The 21,064-nt window shown below is 59.8% G+C and carries 22 protein-coding genes; 14 read left to right on the forward strand and 8 right to left on the reverse strand.

The genetic code is table 11. The annotated features are described in order from the left end of the window. Positions 1–149: 149 nt before the first annotated feature. The 4 genes from FP2506_RS05705 (at position 150) to FP2506_RS05720 (ending at position 3,182) form a co-directional block, all read left to right on the forward strand. The gene (locus FP2506_RS05705; RefSeq protein ID WP_007066459.1) at positions 150–944 is read left to right on the forward strand and encodes a response regulator; all 795 of its coding nucleotides are present in this window, start codon (positions 150–152) and stop codon (positions 942–944) included. A 139-nt stretch (positions 945–1,083) separates the two neighbouring features. Continuing rightward, a complete protein-coding gene (locus tag FP2506_RS05710; protein WP_244404125.1) occupies positions 1,084–2,019 on the forward strand; it encodes a PAS domain-containing sensor histidine kinase in 936 nt (311 codons plus the stop codon). Positions 2,020–2,378: 359 nt separating this feature from the next. Further along, positions 2,379–2,669, forward strand: coding sequence for a hypothetical protein (locus FP2506_RS05715; protein ID WP_007066461.1), 291 nt, complete (start codon positions 2,379–2,381; stop codon positions 2,667–2,669). A 231-nt stretch (positions 2,670–2,900) separates the two neighbouring features. Then, positions 2,901–3,182, forward strand: a complete 282-nt coding sequence (locus FP2506_RS05720) for a YMGG-like glycine zipper-containing protein (protein ID WP_007066462.1) — start codon at positions 2,901–2,903, stop codon at positions 3,180–3,182. A 487-nt stretch (positions 3,183–3,669) separates the two neighbouring features. Here FP2506_RS05720 and FP2506_RS05725 read toward each other — a convergent pair whose 3' ends face one another. Then, a complete protein-coding gene (locus tag FP2506_RS05725) occupies positions 3,670–4,410 on the reverse strand; it encodes a HugZ family pyridoxamine 5'-phosphate oxidase (protein ID WP_040489446.1) in 741 nt (246 codons plus the stop codon). A 125-nt stretch (positions 4,411–4,535) separates the two neighbouring features. Between FP2506_RS05725 and FP2506_RS05730 the strand changes: the two genes are divergently transcribed. From FP2506_RS05730 to FP2506_RS05765, 8 genes are all read left to right on the forward strand, one after another. Then, positions 4,536–5,684: an Mrp/NBP35 family ATP-binding protein gene (locus FP2506_RS05730; protein WP_007066465.1), complete on the forward strand. Its 1,149-nt coding sequence runs from the start codon at positions 4,536–4,538 to the stop codon at positions 5,682–5,684. Positions 5,685–5,793: 109 nt separating this feature from the next. Then, positions 5,794–7,389, forward strand: coding sequence for an ABC transporter substrate-binding protein (locus FP2506_RS05735; RefSeq protein ID WP_007066466.1), 1,596 nt, complete (start codon positions 5,794–5,796; stop codon positions 7,387–7,389). Positions 7,390–7,541: 152 nt separating this feature from the next. Beyond that, on the forward strand, positions 7,542–8,549 hold the full coding sequence (locus FP2506_RS05740) for an ABC transporter permease subunit (RefSeq protein WP_007066467.1): 1,008 nt from the start codon (positions 7,542–7,544) through the stop codon (positions 8,547–8,549). Positions 8,550–8,632: 83 nt separating this feature from the next. Further along, the gene (locus tag FP2506_RS05745) at positions 8,633–9,487 is read left to right on the forward strand and encodes an ABC transporter permease subunit (RefSeq protein ID WP_050765124.1); all 855 of its coding nucleotides are present in this window, start codon (positions 8,633–8,635) and stop codon (positions 9,485–9,487) included. Between the two features lie 5 nt (positions 9,488–9,492). Beyond that, positions 9,493–10,464 (forward strand): ABC transporter ATP-binding protein, encoded by a 972-nt coding sequence (locus FP2506_RS05750; RefSeq protein WP_040489448.1) that lies wholly within the window; start codon positions 9,493–9,495, stop codon positions 10,462–10,464. Further along, on the forward strand, positions 10,461–11,432 hold the full coding sequence (locus FP2506_RS05755) for a dipeptide ABC transporter ATP-binding protein (RefSeq protein WP_007066470.1): 972 nt from the start codon (positions 10,461–10,463) through the stop codon (positions 11,430–11,432). The genes FP2506_RS05750 and FP2506_RS05755 overlap by 4 nt, the downstream gene beginning before the upstream one ends. Positions 11,433–11,528: 96 nt before the next feature. Then, positions 11,529–12,383 (forward strand): HAD family hydrolase, encoded by an 855-nt coding sequence (locus FP2506_RS05760; RefSeq protein WP_007066471.1) that lies wholly within the window; start codon positions 11,529–11,531, stop codon positions 12,381–12,383. Between the two features lie 185 nt (positions 12,384–12,568). Beyond that, entirely contained in the window at positions 12,569–13,795 is a 1,227-nt protein-coding gene (locus tag FP2506_RS05765) for an aminotransferase class V-fold PLP-dependent enzyme (RefSeq protein WP_007066472.1), read from the forward strand. A 79-nt stretch (positions 13,796–13,874) separates the two neighbouring features. Here FP2506_RS05765 and FP2506_RS05770 read toward each other — a convergent pair whose 3' ends face one another. The 5 genes from FP2506_RS05770 to FP2506_RS05790 are packed head-to-tail and all read right to left on the reverse strand — an operon-like array spanning position 13,875 to position 17,797. Continuing rightward, positions 13,875–15,032 (reverse strand): glutathionylspermidine synthase family protein, encoded by a 1,158-nt coding sequence (locus FP2506_RS05770; RefSeq protein WP_007066473.1) that lies wholly within the window; start codon positions 15,030–15,032, stop codon positions 13,875–13,877. Between the two features lie 6 nt (positions 15,033–15,038). Continuing rightward, entirely contained in the window at positions 15,039–15,611 is a 573-nt protein-coding gene (locus FP2506_RS05775; protein WP_040488938.1) for a DUF1190 domain-containing protein, read from the reverse strand. 13 nt (positions 15,612–15,624) lie between these two features. Next, the gene (locus tag FP2506_RS05780) at positions 15,625–16,026 is read right to left on the reverse strand and encodes a DUF350 domain-containing protein (RefSeq protein WP_007066475.1); all 402 of its coding nucleotides are present in this window, start codon (positions 16,024–16,026) and stop codon (positions 15,625–15,627) included. Positions 16,027–16,079: 53 nt separating this feature from the next. Next, positions 16,080–16,742, reverse strand: coding sequence for a DUF2491 family protein (locus FP2506_RS05785; protein ID WP_007066476.1), 663 nt, complete (start codon positions 16,740–16,742; stop codon positions 16,080–16,082). Then, positions 16,739–17,797 carry an ion channel gene (locus tag FP2506_RS05790; protein WP_040488940.1) on the reverse strand — a complete coding sequence of 353 codons (1,059 nt, stop codon included), beginning with the start codon at positions 17,795–17,797 and terminating at the stop codon, positions 16,739–16,741. Before FP2506_RS05790 ends, FP2506_RS05785 begins: the two co-directional genes overlap by 4 nt. Positions 17,798–17,931: 134 nt before the next feature. Here FP2506_RS05790 and FP2506_RS05795 point away from each other — a divergent pair, with 134 nt between their 5' ends. Then, a complete protein-coding gene (locus FP2506_RS05795; RefSeq protein ID WP_007066478.1) occupies positions 17,932–18,363 on the forward strand; it encodes a YjfI family protein in 432 nt (143 codons plus the stop codon). After that, positions 18,360–19,103, forward strand: coding sequence for a PspA/IM30 family protein (locus FP2506_RS05800; RefSeq protein ID WP_007066479.1), 744 nt, complete (start codon positions 18,360–18,362; stop codon positions 19,101–19,103). The genes FP2506_RS05795 and FP2506_RS05800 overlap by 4 nt, the downstream gene beginning before the upstream one ends. Positions 19,104–19,146: 43 nt before the next feature. Here the strand turns inward: FP2506_RS05800 and FP2506_RS05805 are convergent, their stop codons facing one another. After that, entirely contained in the window at positions 19,147–19,923 is a 777-nt protein-coding gene (locus FP2506_RS05805) for a proteasome-type protease (RefSeq protein WP_007066480.1), read from the reverse strand. Positions 19,924–20,058: 135 nt separating this feature from the next. Next, the gene (locus FP2506_RS05810; protein WP_050764997.1) at positions 20,059–21,054 is read right to left on the reverse strand and encodes an alpha-E domain-containing protein; all 996 of its coding nucleotides are present in this window, start codon (positions 21,052–21,054) and stop codon (positions 20,059–20,061) included. Between the last annotated feature and the right edge of the window lie 10 nt (positions 21,055–21,064).

A 21,064-nucleotide genomic window follows, 5' to 3' on the forward strand; every position in this document is an offset into this window, starting at 1 on the left:
ACACTTCACAACCACTTTTCAGACACCATAAATAGGGCCGGACCGACTTGAACCCATTCTAGGGAACTTCGGCAGGATCGGCGCATTGTCGGCGAAATGTCGATAAGCGATCGATCGATCACAACCTAATCGACACGAGGGGAGTATTCATGTCGATGTCATCCCGCATAGCGCCGCATATACCTTATCTCCGGCGTTATTCTCGGGCTCTTACCGGATCGCAATCGAGCGGCGACGCTTATGTCGCGGCCGTGCTCGAAGCGCTTATTGCCGACCCCGATATCTTCCCCGACGATCAGTCGCCGCGCATCTCGCTTTATAAGTTGTTCTCTTCGCTTTGGCAGTCGCTGGACGTAAACATCCAGGATGACTCGCAGACCGGGGCTTGGGAGGAAAAGGCGTCGCGGAACCTTAAGGCAATCTCACCGCTGCCGCGTCAGGCCTTTTTGTTGGTCGCCGTCGAAGGCTTCACCACAGATGAAGCTGCCGAAATCCTTTCGAAGGACGAGACGGAGTTCTCCAACCTGATCAGCCAGGCGAGCGCTGATATCGGCCGGCAGGTTTCCACCAACATCATGATCATCGAGGACGAACCGCTCATCGCGATGGACATCGAGCAGATGGTGGAAGGCCTCGGGCATTCGGTGACTGGTGTTGCGCGAACCCATAAAGAAGCGATCGCGCTCTTCGAGCAGCAGCAGCCAGGCATGGTTCTTGCCGACATTCAATTGGCAGATGGCAGTTCAGGCATCGACGCGGTGAACGACATACTCTCCCACGTCTCCGTGCCGGTGATCTTCATTACTGCCTTCCCGGAGCGCCTTCTGACTGGTGAACGACCGGAGCCGACTTTTCTCGTAACGAAACCGTTCAATCCAGACATGGTCAAGGCTCTCATCAGCCAAGCCTTGTTCTTTGAAAGCGACCGCAAGGTCGCAGCGTAAGAGGCCGGGGCTTCCCCCGGCCGCATTCGAAGGTCGTGCCGATGGCGGGCGGGCATCGGAAGCACGGCCAAATGTGCAAATGTTCGAGCGTGGTCTAATGCTGGCAGCAAAGGTCATGAAAGCTGTTGAGAATACGGATATGTCCGTATTCCGGCAGGACCACGATCTTCGCTACTCCTGGGTTTGCAACCCCGGCCGTTCATGGCTCTCGGGCATCAAAGAAGGCATGAGCGATGCCGATATCTTGCAGGCATCGGCACTGCAGCACGCCGTCGATATCCGACGCAAGGTTCTAGAGACTGGCGCACCCGTCCATTTCGAGTTCCTGCACGAGAGTGCACGCGCGGGACGATGGTACGACATACATCTGGACGTCGATCGTACCGAGGATGGTTCGATATCGGGGATTCTCGGGACGTCAGTAGAGATAACAGAGCGCAAGCGACGCGAGGATACGCTCAAGACCCTCCTGCGCGAACTGTCCCATCGGTCGAAGAACCTCCTCGCCATCATACAAAGCCTAGCAAGCCAGACCGCGCGTCACTCGCTGACCGTTCCAGAGTTCTTGGTTCGATTTCGGGGGCGTATCCAGTCCCTTTCCTATTCACAGGACATCGTCACGGACACCAATTGGCGCGGCGCGCAACTTGACGAATTGATCAATTTGCAGGTCGAGCGGTACGCGCCGGATGGCAACCAGCAGATCAAGACCGAAGTAGTCTCAGTCTATCTATCGCCGACGGCTTCGCTTCATGTCGGACTTGCCCTGCACGAACTCGCGGTCAATGCCGCGTCTTACGGGTCGCTCTCGGTCCCCGGCGGCGAAGTAGAAATCACGACCGAATTCGATACGCTTGAAGATCACGACGATCTCGTCCTTCTTTGGAAGGAGCGCAATGGTCCCCGGGTTCGACAGAATCGCGATCCACGTTTCGGTACCGCGACCCTTGAGCGGATCGTACCGAATGCCGTCGGAGGCTCGGCCAAGCTTACTCACGAGCCCGACGGCGTGCTCTACCGTCTTGTCATTCCTGATGCGCAGTTCGAACTGACGCACGAAGTCAGCACGGTCTAAAGCCGTAAGTCTGGATCTGTGAAACTGTCACACGATCGTGATGAACGGTGGCATATTGCACCTGAGCTTTCATAGCACCTTTAGATTGCATAAACTATCTTATAAATGCTCGTTGGTCGAACGTCATCTATATTTGTCGCGCTAAGCCCCTGAGATACTAACTCTCTGAAGATTCATGTTCTTCTTTGCGTATTATTGCGTAGTGGCGACACTCACCTTTCTTCCCAACCAGCCACGCTTATCGACGTCCCCCTTCTCAGGATGCAACGACATAACCTTGCGGAAAGATTAGATCGCGTAGCTGCGCACCGGAACGAAAGCGGCTAAAGTATGTTGTGACGGCAACATGGAGAGGTTCAATGGAACACATCGCTGCTTTGATGTTGCTGGTTGGCTGCTCGTCGGATGTCACGACTTGCCGAGAGGTCCCTGTTGCCGCCCCCGCTTACGAAACACTCGACGAATGCCGTAACGACCTGGGCTTGCAGGTAAGGCTTGCAGAAACACGTATGCCGAAGCTCTACGGAGCCTGTAAGGCGGTCGATCCGGCAGCGTTTGAACAATCTGCATCTCTCGAGTGGTCGGTAACGCGTGATGGCCGCCTGAACATCGACCTCGTTGACGATCAGCAACTCGTCGCATCCCGGTGAAGAGCGGTTCATCTGCCATTCACTTGACTGATGCATTCAATTCGCCTCGCGGTACGCGGGGCGTTTTCTTTTCGGTGTCACAGTTTGGCGGCGAATGAGCGCTGGAAGTCGGTTCACTGCCGACCCGAATTCCGTTCCAAAAACGTTGACGAACAAGAATCCGTCTATTGAACAACGTCATAGACGCTGTATTGTTTGTGCATACGAGACACACAGGAGAGGTTCCAGTCGATGAAGAAGATGATTGCGATCGCGGCCTTGACGCTAAGCGTTGCTGCAACCGGTTGTACGACCGAAGACCGCTATACAGGTGGTGGCGCGCTTGCTGGTGGCGCTGTTGGCGCTCTGGCCGGCCAGGCGATCGGCGGCAACACCGAATCAACCCTGATTGGTGCGGCTGTGGGTGCGGCAGGCGGTGCTGTTGCCGGCAACGTCATCGGTCGTTCGCAGAGCCGTCCGGGCTACTGCCAATATTCCGATGGAAATGTCTATCGGTGCCCAAGGGGCTACTAATCGCCTAGAGGCAGGTCACGTTCGTGAAAGCCGTCGGCACGCCCGGCGGCTTTTTTGTTTCGGAATAGCCTGCCGTCTTCGATCAACCTTTGTATAGCTGCACAGGTTCGAGCATTCCAGAGAACAATACGGCCAACCACTGCAGCAGGAGCGAACGAACAATTGAGACGCGTCTCGACATACTCATACCGTCTTGCTGCAGGCCTCGTTATGGTCTCCTTGCTTTCATTTTCTGCATGCGTTGGACGTGACGGATCGCCCGTATTTGGAGCCGTGTTCGGTCTGGAAGACGCAAATGTTAAGCCCTATCGGCAAGGCATGATCCCGGAACCGGAGGTCAGGCCTGGGGACAATCTCGTCGGGACCGCAGCGAACTCGCCGGGGCAATGCATCTGGCGCAGAGCCGGTTCGGCCCGCCGCTTCGAAGCGGACTGCCCGGAAGGCTATTCGTTTTAAACTACGCTGCAGGGAGCGCTAACGGGCCGCATCACGAACTGACAAGCTCGACGAACGCTTGCCTGTATCCGCCACCTGCGGCGGGGTCCGACCTGAATTCGATCCGTATTAGGCGATCTGATCGCGCGATTTCGAAGCCCCATCGATCCGCAGTCGCGATACGCCACCCGGTCTGGCCCTCGCCGTTATTAGAGGCAATTCGATCGACAGCGTCAGAGTGATCCGTGTTCATATGGTCGACCGCTCGTATTGCGGCCATTTCGAGCTCGGCGAGCCGATCGTCCACCAGATCGTCTGCTTTTAGATCGTAGGCTCTGGCAAAGCCGCCGTTGAGACTGGCCTCCACCGGTTCGAGAACGACAAAGCGGAAATCGGGAAAGTCGACATATAGCTCGGCCTTGGGGTGCCGAGCGAGGAAGCGCGTACGCAGTTCCTGCCGATCATTTGATTGAGGTTCGACAAGTCTGGCGTTCGCGCAGATTGAAAGGCGTGGATGGGCGAGGGGGTCTCCTTTCGCCGGCTCACCGAGCAGCAACGAGCAGCGAGTGTCCGCCGCTAGCGCTCGCGAATGCAACGAAAGACCTGAAATCAAAAGCACCGGGCGACCGATGAAGTCGGTCGCGCTGAGCACACGGCTCACCGACGGGAAGCCATCCTCGGGCCGCAGAACGCTCAACGCACCGAAACGGGCCGATCGGCTGAGGTGTCGGGCCAGCTTGCGTACGTCGTCGTCGACTGGCTGGGTGAGGGGTGTCTTCGTCTCATCGTTCATGATCGTTTGCGCCTGCAAGTTTGAGGTGCCCGCACGGAATTAAATCTGCTGCTCGCCTCACGTTTGCGTTCGCGTCTGGACGGCATATCTCCGCAGTCGAGGGCCAATCGCAGAAAGGAAGTTTCGTGGCGGAAGAGCTGAAAGCGACGATAAAGGCGATCTTGGGCGATATGAAAGCTCCCGATGGCGGAGGAGACGTCGTTTCGCGCGGCATGGTGTCCGATATTTTCGTCGCCGACGGCAAGGCATTCTTCTCGCTGACGGTTCCGGCGAAGGATGCCGACAAATTCGAGCCCTTCCGGAAGGAAGCCGAGCGTTACATCGAGCAGCTCGACGGGATCACCAAGGCGATGGTCGCGCTGACGGCCGAGAAGCAGGCCGGGGAACCGGCTAGCAAACCGTCGCCGATCCCTGCCCAGCCGAAGAGTCTTACTGCCGGGCGAGACGCCGCGCCGCGCGCGACCAAACCGGGCATTCCGAATGTCGACAAGATCGTCGCCGTCGCCTCCGGCAAGGGCGGAGTCGGCAAGTCGACGACTGCCGTCAACCTGGCGCTCGGGTTTCGCGATTTGGGACTCAAGGTCGGGATCCTCGATGCAGACATATACGGTCCGTCCATCCCACGCCTGCTCGACCTCAAGGACAAGAAGCCGCAATCGGCCGGAGGGCGGCTGCTGAAGCCGCTCGAAGCCTATGGCATTAAAGTGATGTCGATCGGACTGCTGGTTGCCGAGGAAACGGCAATGGTTTGGCGAGGGCCAATGGTGGTCTCGGCGCTCAACCAAATGATGCGGGAGGTCGAATGGGGCCATCTCGACCTTCTCGTGGTCGATATGCCTCCCGGCACTGGTGACGCCCAGCTGACAATGGCGCAACAGGTGCCGCTCGCCGGAGCTGTCATCGTCTCTACGCCCCAAGACCTCTCGCTCATCGACGCCAGGCGGGGAATTACAATGTTCCAGAAGGTCGATGTCCCGATCCTCGGGATCGTCGAGAACATGAGCTATTTCATAGCTCCGGACACCGGGGCGCGATACGACATCTTTGGACATGGCGGTGCGGAGGCCGAGGCTGCCAAGCGCGAGGTACCGTTTCTCGGCGCGATGCCGCTCGACATGCACATCCGCGTCCGCTCCGATGAAGGTGTTCCAATCGTCCAAGCCGAACCCGATGGCCCCCATGCGGAAATCTATCGGGACATGGCTTCCCGGGCACTGGCGGGCCTCGAAATGGGTGAGACGAGCAGCGTGAGTCCTAGTATCGTTTTCGAGTGATTGAACATTTCGCCTCTTGCACACTCGATGCAAAAGCTGTCGGATGCGGGAATAGAAGAGACGGCATGAAGATCGGCTCTCGATATTCTGACAGGAGGCACGACACCCTATGCGGCTTACCACTCGGCTTCTCGCCGCCACGGCCTTGACGCTTGCGCTCGGCACGGCGGCTTCTGCGAAGACTCTGGTTTATTGTTCCGAAGGCTCGCCGGAAGGCTTCGATCCAGCACTTTACACCGCCGGCACCACGTTCGATGCATCCTCCAAGACAATTTATAATCGGCTTGTCGAATTCGAACTCGGTACGACGAACATCAAGCCGGGGCTTGCCGAGAGCTGGGAAGTGTCGGACGACGGGCTGGAATATACGTTCAATCTGCGGCCCGATGCGCAATTCCACACGACCGATTTCTTCACACCCTCGCGACCGCTGACAGCCGACGACGTCGTCTTCTCCTTCGATCGGCAGAACAACGCTGAAAATCCGTACAACGAATACGTCACCGGGGCGGCTTGGGAGTACTGGAATTCGATGTCCATGCCAGACATCCTCAAATCAATCGAGAAGGTCGACGACCAGACGGTGAAGTTCACGCTGAACGAGCCCTACGCGCCGTTCCTTGCCAATCTTGCCATGGACTTCGCTTCGATCGCCTCCAAGGAGTACGCCGATCAGCTCGCCGAGGCCGGCAACGAGGCACAGCTCAACCAACAGCCGATCGGAACCGGGCCCTTCCAGTTCGTCGCCTATCAGCCGGACGCGGTGATCCGCTATCGGGCCCATCCCGATTACTGGAACGGCAAGGAAGCGATCGACGATCTGGTCTTCGCTATCACCACCGACGCTTCGGTGCGACAGCAGCGCCTGCTCGCCAACGAATGCCAAGTGATGCCCTATCCGAACCCGGCCGACATCGAGAGTTTGAAGGGCAATGAGAACCTGACTGTGATGGAGCAGGAAGGACTGAATGTCGGCTATCTCGCCTACAACACGCAGATCGCTCCCTTCGATAACGCTCAGGTCCGCAAGGCCCTAAATATGGCGATCAACAAGCAGGCGATCATTGATGTCGTGTTTCAGGGCTCCGGCGAGATCGCCAAGAACCCGATCCCGCCGACGATGTGGTCCTATCGCGAGGAGACCGAGGACGACGCCTACGATCCGGAAGCCGCTCAGCAGATGCTCGAAGAGGCTGGCGTCACCGACCTCTCGATGGAAGTCTGGGCGATGCCGGTGCAGCGACCCTACAATCCCAACGCGCGGCGCATGGCCGAGCTGATCCAGGCCGATTTCTCCAAAATCGGTGTCGATGTCGAGATCGTCTCATACGAATGGGGCGAATATCTCGAGCGATCCAAGGCAGAAGATCGCGAAGGCGCGGTACTTCTCGGCTGGACCGGCGACAATGGCGATCCGGACAATTTCCTCGCCGTGCTCCTCGGCTGCGATGCCGTCGGCAACGCCAACCGTGCTCAGTGGTGCAACGAGGAGTTCGACGCCAAAGTGACTGAAGCCAAGCGGCTCGACACCCAGGAAGAGCGCGCGGCCCTCTACAAGGAGGCCCAGGCGATCTTCAAGGAAGAGGCGCCGTGGGCAACGATCGCCCATTCCGTGACCTTCATGCCGATGCAGAAAAATGTAACCGGCTATGTCCAGGACCCGCTAGGCGGCCACTGGTTCACGGGCGTCGACATCGCGGAGTAAGAGCAAAGCTTATGGGGTCGCCGAGAGGCGGCCCCAGAATGCTCGCTTCGTTCTTCCCGTCATGCGAATATGCGCTGTCAACGACATCGGCTCCAAGTCGGTGAGACGGACTCCATGACGTCTTGCTCTCAGTCCCCTGATCGGCGGTCCTGATGCTCCGCTTCATTCTTTCGCGTATCGGCGTTCTGGTCCCGACTTTCGTCGGCGTCGCGATCGTCGCCTTCGCCTTCATCCGGCTGCTGCCCGGCGACCCCATCATCCTTATGAGCGGCGAGCGCGGCATCTCCGAGGAGCGCTATGCGCAACTCCAGGCCATGCTTGGATACGATCGGCCGCTGCCGGTCCAGTTCTGGGATTATTTGACCGGACTCCTCCAGGGCGATTTCGGCAATTCCATCGTCACGAACCGCCCGGTGCTCGAAGAGTTCATGACGCTTTTCCCGGCAACGATCGAGCTTTCGCTCGTCGCCATCACGCTCGCCGTCCTCATCGGCATTCCGGCGGGTATTCTCGCTGCGATCAAGCGTGGTTCTTGGTTCGATCAGGTCACCATGGGCGCCGCGCTGACCGGCTATTCGATGCCCATTTTCTGGTGGGGCTTGCTGCTCATCATCTTTTTTTCGGGCTATCTTCAATGGACGCCGGTCTCCGGCCGCATGTCGTTGATGTTCTACTTCGATCAGCCGACCGGGTTCATGTTGATCGATAGCCTGCTCTCGGGGCAGGAGGGCGCTTTCAAGTCTGCTGTTTCCCATCTCATCCTGCCTGGCGTCGTGCTTGCAACGATCCCACTTGCGGTCATCGCTCGCCAAACCCGCTCGGCCATGCTTGAGGTGCTCGGCGAGGACTATGTCCGCACCGCGCGCGCCAAGGGACTCAGCGCATTCCGTGTCGTCTCGGTTCATGCCCTGCGCAATGCACTCATCCCGGTGGTGACGACGATCGGCCTCCAGATCGGTGTGCTGATGGCTGGAGCGATCCTTACCGAGACGATCTTCTCCTGGCCGGGCATCGGGAAATGGATGGTCGACAGCGTGTATCGCCGTGACTATCCGGTGGTGCAGGGCGGGCTGATCCTCATCGCGCTAGTCGTCATGATCGTCAATCTCATCGTCGACGTCCTCTACGGGCTGATCAATCCGAGGGTGCGCACGCGATGAGCCACGTTGAAGCCGACGAAGCGCGCGAAGGCATCGGGGCCGGCATCGAGGACCGAAAGGCAAAGGTCAGCCCGCGCCGCCAGATGCTCAAGGAGTTCTGGTACTATTTTTCGGAGAACAAAGGCGCCGTCGTCGGCCTTTACGTTTTCATCGCGATCATTCTGATCGCCATATTCGCCCCCGTTCTTGCGCCCTACGACGCGACTGCGCAGAACCGGGGTGCGCTGCTGGTGCCGCCTGTCTGGGCCGATAACGGAAGCTGGGCCTACATTCTTGGCACCGATGCCGTCGGTCGCGACATGCTTTCGCGGCTCATCTACGGCGCTCGCTATTCGCTGACGATCGGTCTCGTGGTGGTCACCCTCGCGGTGACCGTCGGTATCTCGGTCGGCCTGATCGCCGGCTATGTGCGCGGCTGGGTCGATATCGTCATCATGCGGCTGATGGACATTATCCTTGCCTTCCCCTCGCTACTGCTTGCCCTCGTTCTCGTCGCCGTTCTCGGTCCCGGACTGCTCAACGCCATGATCGCAATCGCGCTCGTTCTGCAGCCGCATTTCGTGCGCCTGACCCGCGCTTCGGTGATGGCCGAGAAACAGCGGGAATACGTGACGGCAGCCAGGGTGGTCGGCGCCAGCCCACTGCGACTGATGGTGGTGACCATCCTGCCGAACTGTCTCGGCCCTCTCATTGTCCAAGCGACGCTTTCGTTTTCGTCGGCGATCCTGGACGCGGCCGCTCTCGGCTTCCTCGGCCTCGGTGCCCAGCCGCCGACGCCCGAATGGGGCACGATGCTGGCCGACGCGCAGGAATTTGTGCTGCGCGCCTGGTGGGTGGTGACCTTTCCCGGCCTTGCGATCCTGATCACTGTGCTCGCCATCAACCTCGTCGGCGATGGTCTCCGCGACGCGCTCGACCCGAAGATGAAGCGGAGTTGATCTCGATGCCGCTCCTCACCATCCGCAATCTCACCGTCACTTTCGACACCGCCTCTGGACCCTTCAAGGCCGTAGACAGCTTCGACCTCAACGTCGACAAGGGCGAAATCCTCGGCATCGTTGGCGAATCCGGATCCGGCAAGTCGGTCGCCATGCTGGCGCTCATGGGTCTCCTGCCACCGACAGCAACGGTGACCGCCGACGAACTCGCATTCGAGGACCACGACCTTCGAACGATGAGCGGACGCGAACGGCGCAGGCTGATCGGGGCAGAGATGTCGATGATCTTTCAGGAGCCGATGAGTTCGCTCAATCCGTGCTTCACCGTCGGATTTCAGATCAAGGAGACGCTGCGCATCCATCTCGGCCTTGACCGGAAAGCGCGCCAGAAGCGGGCGATCGAATTGCTCGAGTCCGTCGGCCTGCCCGAACCCGAGCGGCGGCTATCCGCCTTCCCGCACCAACTTTCCGGCGGGATGAGCCAGCGTGTGATGATCGCCATGGCGACGGCTTGTCATCCGAAGCTTCTCATCGCGGACGAGCCGACGACGGCGCTCGACGTGACGATCCAGGCGCAGATTCTCGATCTTCTCGTCGACCTCCAGAGAGATCGCGGCATGGCGATGGTGCTGATCACCCATGACATGGGCGTTGTCGCCGAAACCGCGCACCGGGTCGTCGTGCAATATGCCGGCCAACAGGTGGAGCGCCAGCCGGTCGAAACCCTCTTCGACGAGCCGCATCATCCGTATACCGCCGCGCTCCTCTCGGCCATTCCAGAGCGTGCGACGGGGGACCGGTTGCCGACCATTCCTGGTGTCGTGCCGGGGCAGGGGGACCGGCCGGACGGCTGCCTTTTCAATCCGCGTTGCTCGCGCGCCGACGACAGGTGCCGCACAATCGAGCCCCCGCATCAAAGCGATGCCCTGGGGCAGGCGCTCTGCCATTATCCTCTCAATACCGAGGAGGCGGCATGAGTGCGATCGTCTCAGCCGAAGGCGTCAGCCAGGTCTACGAGGTCAAGCGCGGGCTCTTTGCGAAAGCGGCCGGCCTCAAGGCCGTCAAGGAAGCGAGCTTCACGGTCGAGGAAGGCGAGACCCTCGCGATCGTCGGAGAATCGGGTTGCGGCAAGTCCACGCTCGCCCGCATCCTGACAATGATCGAAGAGCCGACCGAAGGCCATCTCACGATCGACGGCATCGACATTTCGGCCGGGCGTTCGAGCGATGTGAAGCGCCTACGGTCGACCGTCCAGATCGTCTTCCAGAACCCCTACGGCGCCCTCAATCCGCGCCAGAAGGTGGGCGCGATCATCGAGGAACCGCTCAAGATCAACTCGAAGCTCTCGCGGGCCGAACGGCGCGAGAAGGCTAAGGACATGCTGGCGCAGGTCGGGCTGCGCCCGGAACACTACGACCGCTATCCGCACATGTTTTCCGGTGGCCAACGCCAGCGCATCGCCATCGCACGAGCTCTGATACTCGATCCGAAGATCCTCGTCCTCGACGAGCCGGTCTCGGCGCTGGACGTGTCGATCCAGGCCTCGGTGCTTAACCTGCTCGCCGACCTGCAGGATCGGCTGAAGCTCACCTACATCTTCATCAGCCACGATCTCTCGGTCGTGAAGCATGTGGCGGACCGGGTTCTCGTGATGTATCTCGGCCGCCCGGTCGAGATCGCACCCAAGGCGGCGCTCTATTCCGAGCCGAAGCATCCCTATACCAAGGCGCTTCTCTCGGCGACGCCGGCGACCAACCCCGACGATCGCGGCGAACGCATCCGCCTCACCGGCGAGCTCCCGTCGCCTTTCGATCCGCCGCCTGGCTGCTCGTTCAATCCGCGCTGCCCGCACGCCAACGAGCGTTGCCGGACGGAGCGTCCCGTGCTGACGGAGCATGGCCCGACGCGTGTGGCATGCTTTGCAGTGGACGAAGGGCGAATCTGACAGCGGCCTCAACACCTGCGGCATTTGCGCGCTTGCCGGGGCGCTTGCTGACCCTCTTTTGATCTGGACCGATGTCTGGAACCCGAGGGAACTCTCATGCAAGTCACACGGCCGCTCCATAACCGCATCGCGCTTGCTTTCGATTTCGACGAGACGCTGGCGGAGTCGTCCTTGGAAGTGCTCGTGAAGGCGATGGGGCTGGATGTCGACGATTGGCATCGCAATTTTCGCGAGCCGCTGGACGAAGACACTTGGGACTCGATCAATGCACGCGCATACGCGCTGATCAAAGCCGGGCGTGAGCGAGGCCGGCCGCTGAACCGCGACGCGTTGCGCAAGGCCGCCGCGGAGATCGAACTCTACGACGAAGTAACACAGATGCCCGAGCGCATTCGATCGGCCGCGCGTGAGGTCGCGCCTGGGGTGGAGGTCGACTTCACGGTGATCTCCTCGGGCTATGTCGACATCATCGAGCACACAGCGATCAAGGATTGCTTCGACCGCATCTGGGGCTCTTCGCTCCATTTCGACGAGAGTGGCGAGGCAGTTTTCATCAAGCGGGCGCTCACCCATCCAGAGAAGGCGCGATACATGGAAGCGCTCTCTAAAGGCTTCAGCATTCACGGATCGAACGCCCCGGAATCGACGACCAAAGCCGTTTCCGACGAGGATAAAGCTGTGCCGCCGAACCAGATGATTTTTGTTGGCGACGGCGCTTCCGACCTTCAGGCCTTTCAATATGTGGAAGCGAACGGCGGGATCGCCATCGCTGTTCGCCAGGACGGTGGCTTTGCAGGCGCGAAATCGATGCACGCGCGTCAACGGCCGACCAATCTCGCGCCAGCGAGCTATGCTAAAGGTGGCGAGATGATGCAGTCGCTCACCTACGCAGTGCAGTCGATTGCCTCGCGGATCGCCCTCTCGAGGCTCGGTCAGAAGGGTGGCGAATAGCCGTTTTCCTCAGCTCATCTGCCAGTGCGGGTAGGTTTTTTGTCGTCGTTCGGGTGTGGGCCGATTTTGAGGGCCTGTCCTATATCCGAAGGCAATGGCGCTGGGATCGAGCGCGAGGGAATGCACGCTACGGATCGTATTAAACTGTCCAGCATCGTGTCGAACCGAATGGGAGGAGCCTCATCATGAATGCACCAGTTTTTCCGGAACTGAAGATTCCCGATACGATTGCCGCCGGTCCCGGTCCGGGCAACACGGCGCAGCGCGTACTCGACGCCTATCACGATCAGGGTGTCGCCGATCACATGAACCCCGACGTGCTGCGGGGCATGATCGAATCGAAGAAGATGCTCCGTGAAGTCTGGGGCACGAACAACATCCATACTTTCGCCTGTGCGGGTACAGGCTGGTCGGCGCTCGACATGATGTTCAGCGTGGTCCATCCGGGCGACAAGATCGTCCTCTTCGTCAACGGGACGTTCTCCGGGATCGACGAACTGTCAGTTCGCATGAAAGGCGCCACTCCCGAGGAACTCGCGGCAAACTCGCTCGACCCGAAGGCCTCTTCGGTGGTCACGATCAAAGTGCCGCATGGAGAGTCGGTGACCGGCGAGATCGTCGAGAAGGCGCTTACCGAGCACAAGCCGAAATGGGCGGCCATGGCCCATTGGGAAACCGGCTCAGGCCGAGTCAATGATATCCGAGGGTTCAGTGATGCGTGCGAAAAGCACGGCGTCATGGGCCTCGTCGATGCCGTCTCCTCCCTCGGTATCGCCGAGTTCAGGGTCGACGATTATCCGGGCATCCACGGCTGGGCGTCATGCCCCCAGAAGGGCGTCATGGCCTTGCCGCTCACCTATGCGCCGGTCACGTTCACCGACACCTACATCGAAGAGCTGAAGAAGGTCGGAGGCCGCTGCTTCGTCCATCACCCGATCATGGAAGCCCGTCACTGGGCGATCATCGAAGGTCAGGATGTAGAAAAGGGCACCTATCACCGCACCCATTCGCCCTATGCTGTCGCGAGCTTCCACGAAGCGCTTCGTATGGTGCTGGAAGACGGCATGCTTCAGCGCGCCGAGAAGTACCGGACAGCGGAGAAGGCTCTGCGAGCAGCCCTGACCAAGATGGGCTGCAACGTCACGTCCAACATGACGAGCCTTCTCGTTCTCGACCTGCCCGATCAACTGAAGGGTCAGGAAAAAGACTTCGTCAACAAATGCCGCGCCGAGAATTTCTGTATCTGGCCGACTCTTTCAGAGCCGACTCAGATCCGCGTCGGAATCCTCAATCTCTTGTCTGAGGCAGAGCTTACCGAGATTGTCTCCCGATTCGGCGACATGCTGAACCGGTTCGACTACAAGACCGATGTCGATGCGGCGGTGGCCGAACTGAAGAGCCATCTGAACTGACGCAAACGATCCATAGCATGAATTTCGAGGCCGGCATCTCAGGGTGCCGGCCTTTTCAGTTCCAGATGCCGCTTGGCGGTTATCCGATGATCGCGTGTGGGATGAACCGCGACAGATTTCTCGTAATTCGGCTTCTGTCCTCGCGCATGCCGAGACCGCAGCAGGTGTTGCCAACGATCCAGGTCCCGAGGACGGCGTACTTGCCATCCTTTTCGAACAGTCTCGTCAACTCCTGAACAATGAAGCCTTCCTCGCCATAATTCCCGTCCGAGACTTCAGTCTCCAGACCGGCTTCGATGACCGTGATATTTTCGCCCTCGCGGGAGTGAAGGGGTTTCCTCACCGCATTCTTGAGATTCCCCGCGCGCGGATCGTCCGCGAAATAGGCGGGGAGAAGGTTGGGATGACCGGAAAAGCGTTCCCAAAGCAGTGGAAGCAGGCCCTTGTTGGAGAGGATCGCCTTCCAAGGCGGCTCGACGAACTGCGTCCGTGAGTGGGGAAGGTGCTCTGCGAAGGGCTCGCGCAGCATATCCTCCCATGGATAGAGCTTGAAACAGAGTTCGATCGTCCGGTCCTGCATGTCCGTATAGCGACCTTGATCGTCGACGCCGATCTCTCGCATGTCGAGAAGTTCGGTGCGGTGGCCGGCTTGAATGGCGCAGTCCATCAGATAGGCGGCAGTGCCGCGATCCTCGTCGCTCTCGGTATAGGCGGCGAAGTGGAAGATTGGCTCGTTCGAGAATTTCCGGAACGCCTCAATCAGCGTTTCCTGGATGGCATTGAACTGATCGGCGTCCTCCGGCAGGACGCCCCGTTCCACGTTGTCGGTTAGCCAATTGTACTGGAAATAGGCCGATTCGAAGATCGAGGTGGGCGTGTCCGCATTGTATTCCAGAAGCTTGGCCGGCCCGGTGCCGTCATAGGCGAGATCGAAGCGGCCGTAGAGATGGCGCTCCTGATCTTCAAAGGAGCGGCGGACGAGATCCTGCATTGGCTCAGGGATCGCGAGCTTCGTCATCATCGCCGGATCGCGGATGACGTCTTCGGCGACGTCCATGCACATCTGATGGAGTTCCGCGCTCGGATCCTCGATCGCTTCCTCGATTTCGGCTAGTGTGAAAACGAAGGCCGCGTCGTCGAGCCAATAGGGCTCTCCATACATTTCGTGAAAGCCGAAACCGACGGCTTCCGCCTTTTCGCGCCAGTCTTCGCGCTCTGGCAGACTGATCCGCTGCACTTTACGTCAGCTGCCGAAAAAGCCCCGGGACGACGATCGTCCGCCGAAGCCCGAGCGCGAAACCGTGCGCGTGTTCACGTTCACAGGCCGCGAAACCCGTTGGCCGCCCTGTACTGCGCTCGTCACCGTCTGCCCGCCACGGGTCCGGTAGATCGGCGCGGAGTAGGTGTAGCTCGGCGAGGAACGGTAGTTCCGGTAGGCGGCGTAACTCGCCAGGTTGCCGATTGCCGAGGAGATCAGGTAGCCTGTCATAAAGGGGATGAAAAAGGAGCCTGCGCCATCATTGGCCTGCTGGTTGACGAGGTTACTCGTCTCCAAACAGCGGCCCTCGCCATATTCAGCCTCGCAAGCGGCCTGCCCGTCGAAGCGCGGAGCGTTCTTGAGGTGCTCGCTCAGCGCGGCCTGGTATTCGGCTTCGCAGATCTGAAGATCGACGCCGGACGCGGCGCACTCGGTGGGTGTGGAGAAGAGGGCTTCGGTCGGCGGATCCTCGCCGCAGCCAGTCAGTACCATTCCCGTCGCCGCTATAGTACCGAGGGTGAGGAGAGGGGGGCGTGCCCCGATCTTGCGCTTTCGCATCCTTCCTTCCTCCTCAGTAGGTCATGCAGGCGGCGTTCAGAAGACCGACCGCGATGGAATTTCCGGCGCTCCAGACACCTGCTGCGATCTCACCTTTGGTGATTCGCTCGTGCAGCTTCGTCATTGTCATGGACGCAATGAAGAAAGCTAGGATCTGGACGAGAACACCAATGATCGCCCAGATAATGAAATCAATGATGGCGACGGAATTTTCAGCTGCAGACGACAAGACGATGCCGAATCCGATGATCGCGCCGAGATAGGCGAGTACGGCGGCCATGTTGCCTTCGCGGATCAGCGTTACCTCCTTGTGCGGGGTCAGCGCCGTATAGATCGCAGCAAAAAGGCCGTAGAGCACGAGGCCCAGAATGAAATACGCCAGGAAACTCGGCAGGCCTGAAACGTAACCGAACATCGTCCCTCCAGTCTCTTGTTAGAAAGCGGCACGACCAATAGCTGCGGTCGTGGTTAAACCCGTCTCACATCCGCGGCGCCGAGGCCATAGCCGAGGAGGAATTCGATCGAGCCCCCCTGCCGGGACGACCCCGCCGCCAGTTCGCGCTCGACATTGATGAGAAGCATCTCCTGGGTCCGGCCGACAGGTCTTGCGTAGAGCATGCAGGTCTGGTGGATGGCGCGTTTGCCACGTCCATCCTCGATGTCCTCGACGAACTCGACGAGGTCCGCGCGTTCCTCGCCCGCTCCCCAGAAGCGCTCGAAAAGGACGCCGTCCGCATCGTACCGAGCCTCGCCCACCATGCCGCGCGGGCCGATCCAGCGGTCCCACTCGGCCTGCCCGGCGGGCACGACGCTGTCCCAAGGATGATAGATGCTGACGTCGTCTATGGTGTCGCCGTAGCGGCCGCTTGCCGAAAGCACTTGGAGCAGCCGATCGTCGTCGTCATAATATCGGGACAGGACGGTGTTTGCGTCGAGTCTGGCCTCGCCGTATGCGACGCAAACGAACGTTCCGCCCTCGGGCAGTGCCATGCCGGGTTCGCCCGTCGCCGCATCTGCCTCCAGCGATAGAAGATCGAGTTCGAGTGCGCCGCCGATCGGAATACCGAGCGGGCCGCGTTCGTCGGGAAGGCCGGCGCCGTTGTCCTTCTTGCCGAAGAGAGAAAAGATCATCTGCCAGCTCCCTCCATCGCCGACCAGTCGATCGCTCCTGCGTCGAGCCGGTTATCGCTGATATAGTAGATGGTGTCGCCCGAGGAGATCGGATCGTCTGCGGGGCAATTTAGGTCGACCTTGCCTGCGCGGCCGACACCCACCAACGTGGCGTTGCAGCTACGGCGAAGGCCGATAAGCGCATCGCCGTATCGGATCGGCGCTCGGCCTTCGGGCAAGAGCATGGAGAAGGCCGTGTCCGCGGTGCTGGCCGACAGAAGCAGCTTGGCCACCTGCGAAGAACCCGGATCGCGCGCTGCGCGTACGAGGAGTTCCGGCGATAGCGAGGTGATCGTTTCGATGCGGGCGGCCTGACGTTCTGCGATCTCGGCGGTCCGCTGATATTCGAAATAGGCAACGACATGAATGCTGCTGTTCAGCGTCGCGGAGACCAAGGCGGCGGCGAGTGTCTCATCATCGTTTTCGCCCCTCACGACGACGCCGCGCGCTCCCGAAATTCCGGCGCGTTCCAGTGCTTCGGGATCGGCGAGGCGCTCGGCACGGACGAAATCAATCTGATCGGACATTGGATTCTGCGCCAGGCTTCGCGAAACGAGAACTGGCAAAGCCTCGTCCGACGCGCGTTCGCCGGAGAGCATCGAAAGAAGTTGCTGTGAAGCGCCCTCCTGCCAGCCGAGAACGATCATGTGGCCGACCCTGGTGCTAAAATCGCCTGCGCCTTGCATCCTCTTTCTCCAAACCCCGCTGATCCCCGAGAGCAGTTTGCCAAGAACCGCCGTGAAGATCGCGATAGCTCCGGGAATGACAAAAAACGCCGCGATAAGACGTCCTGCGGTGCCAGCCGGTGACAGATCACCGTATCCGACCGTCGTCGCCGTCACACCGTAATAGTAGATGTAGGTCGCGACGTCACCGGTTAGTCCGTCCTCCCCAACGATACCCAGCAGGATGTAGGAAACGAAGAGATGGGCAACGAAGAGAAAAAGGACCGCGCCCCAGGTCAGCTCTGCGATCGCGATATAGGCTCGGCGCGCGACCTTGAGGAACAGAGGCATCTCGCATCCTTGATTTCGCAGCCCCATCTAACCGGGGCCGCGAGGGCTGTCCTTTGAAGAGCTTCGATTGAACAAGCGCTCGCCGCTGATGTAAAACCGGTCTCGAAACCGATTGCAAGAAAGGTCGTCCCGACGTGGAACCGTGGAATCTCGCGAGCCTCACCGAGCTCTTTGCCTCCGATCCCGAAGAGTTGGGCGACGTCGACGTTTCCGTCGTCGAGGGAACGGATGTCCTGCGCGTCACGCTGAAGGAAAAGGGTGATCTCGACATCCTTGTTACGGCGAGCGGCGATCAGGTGTTGGCGAGTGTCGCCCTCGTGAAGGCAAGCGACCTGCCGCGCCGTGAGCAATTCGACCGGATGATCCTGTCGACTCACAAGCTCGTGCCGCTTTCGACCTTTGGCATTGTCAATTTCGACGGCGAGGAATGGTACGAGTTGTTCGGCTCGCTTTCGGCACTTTCGAGCGCGCATGCGATGATCGAGGAGATCGCGGTTCTGGCGGAAAACGCTGTGGATGCAGCGAATATGATCGAAGAATGGAAGAATGGGGAGTTCGGCCTATGAGTGTCTGGGGCAAGCTATTCACTGCTGTGCGCGGCGGAGCCAACGAAGCGGCCGAAACCGTTGCCGACAAACAGGCACTGCGCATTCTCGACCAGGAGATTCGCGACGCAGAAAACTCGCTGCGTAAGGCGCGTTCCGATCTCGCCGGCATCATGGCGTCAAATAAACGGCTATCGAGAAAGATCGAGGAAGCGCGCGAGAAGGAACAGCGAGACACCGAAAGCGCGCGCGCAGCGCTTCAGGCCGGAAGGGAAGATCTCGCACGCGGCCTCGCCGACCGGATCTCCGGATTGCGCCAGGAAATCCATCGCGACGAAGGGGAACTGGAGCGCATGCAAGCGAGCCAGGGCCAGATGATGCGGGCAATCCAGGACACTGAGCACCGGTTGCAGCAAATGCGGCGGGAAGTCGAGAACGTGAAGGCCAACGAGTCGCTGATCAAGGCTCAGTCGGCGATCGCTCACTCCCAGTCCGGCGTCAATTCCAAGCTTGGCAACGCCATGGACTCGCTTGAGCGCATCCGCAAGCGGCAGGATGAGACACGCGGCCGGATCGAGGCGGGGGCTGAACTCGCCGCCCTCGAGTCGGGCTCCGATCTCGATCGCCAACTGGCGGAAGCCGGCATCGGCGGCAGTCGCTCGTCTTCGGCGGACGATGTTCTGGCTCAGATCATGGGTGAGTCCAAGCCGGCGATCGGCCAGTCACGCGATCCGCTCGGGATTGAACGCAAGGACAACTGAGACGGGAAGGGCGGCGCGAAGGGGCCAGAAGCGCGTGGCGTCTTCAGACGGTCGCGAGTTCGGCCTCCTCGTGCTCGGCCCAGGCTTCCGGATTGAAGTCAGGCAAGGCGTCGAATGCTGATTTCAGGGCATCGGACCATCCGGCGGAAATAGTCTTGTAATAGGGGTCTTCGCCGGTAATGCGCGTCCGAAGGCCGGCCTGGTAGCTGTCGCGCTCATAGAACTGGAGGTCGAGCGGCAGCCCGACCGAAAGGTTCGATCGAAGGGTCGAATCGAACGACACCATCAGCAGTTTTGCGCACTCGGCCATGGACATCTTCCGGTCGTAGGTGCGGATGATGATGGGCCGACCGTATTTGTGCTCGCCGATCTGGAAGAACGGATTATCCTCGCCGGCTTCGACGAAATTGCCTTCCGAGTAGATGTTGAAGAGGCGCGGCGGTGTCCCCTTGATCTGCCCGCCAAGGATGAACGAGCCGGAAAACATCGGGTCGGGCGTCTGGGCCTGTGGGCCGGAAGCACCGCTGATGACCTCACGCAGAGTCTCGCCAACAAGCTTTGCGGTCTGGAACATTGTCGGCTGGGAAAGGATCGCCGGTTGACGCTCGGACGGGGCGACCGTTCGCTCGTCGAGCAGCGATATCGTTGCCTGGGTCGTAGCCAGATTGCCCGCTGACATGAGGCACAAAAAGCGCTCGCCCGGCACCTCCCAGGTCTTCATCTTCAGGACCGTGGAAATGTTGTCGATCCCGGCATTCGTCCGGGTGTCCGACATGAAAATGAGACCGGCATCAACGAGCAGGCCGACGCAATAGGTCATGAAAAGGCTCCGCGAAGGGCGCGTTCACGAATGGGTTTGCACAGGCTTACGGTCCGCTGCCGGGCCGCCGCAATTGCACCTTCACCACGAAGACAGATTTATTCACACCGTCGACGACTTCATTACCGTGCTTAGTCAGGCGCTCTGGCTTTGCGACTGGCTCTGGTTAGCGGGATCGATGTCGGGGTAGAAGCGATAGTTCTCCGCGATCAGTCCCGAAACCTTGTTGTTGTCGATGATGAAATCCTCGAGAAACTCGTGCAGTCCGCTCGCCAGGACTTCGCGTACGGTGAGATTGGAGAGGCGCTCATAGATCATGTTGACGCGGGCGGCGCTCTCGTTCGGCGTTTCCGAGCCGCGGTCGAGATAGGACATCGAATCGCGCATCATGCCGTAGCAGTGACTCAGCGAGCGAGGCATCCGGCGATTCAGCATCAGGAAGTCGATGATGTTCGTCGCGGTCGGACTGGCGTCGTATTCCCAGCTGTAGGACCGGTGCGCCGAGACCGAGCGCAGGATCGACGACCACTGAAAGTTGTCGAGCGACGAGCCGATAGAAGAATGTTCTGGCAGAAGCACCCAGTATTTCACGTCGAGGATGCGCGCCGTGTTGTCGGCTCTCTCCAGGAAAGCGCCAAGATGGCAGAAATCGAAGATCTCGTTGCGCAACATGGTGCCGTAGAAGGCGCCGCGGATCAGAGCACAGCGCGTCTTCACGAGGTCAAGCGTCTTGGGAAGGGTGCGATGATTGAGCGGGCCAGCGAGCGCAGTCCTGATCGTGAGATAAGTGTCGTTCGTCGCTTCCCAGAGCTCGCGGGTGAGGGCGGTACGCACCATCCGACCGTTCATCCGTGCCGTGTCGATGGAAGAGCGTATCGAGGACGGATTGTCCTGATCGCGGATGAGAAAATCGATGATCTTGGTCTCGTCTAGTTCGCCATGCTTTTCCTTGTAGGGGTCTTCGACGCCGGCGGACACGAGGATCGACTCCCATTCGTCGCGATCTTCGACCGAGAGATTGGTCAATGAAATCCTGAGACCTGCGTCGACAAGACGTGCCATGTTTTCCGCTCGCTCGATGTAGCGGAACATCCAGAAGAGCCCGTTCGCCGTCCGTCCGAGAAGTGCCATGATTCGTCCT

The organism is Fulvimarina pelagi HTCC2506 (assembly GCF_000153705.1).
Taxonomy (GTDB): domain Bacteria; phylum Pseudomonadota; class Alphaproteobacteria; order Rhizobiales; family Rhizobiaceae; genus Fulvimarina; species Fulvimarina pelagi.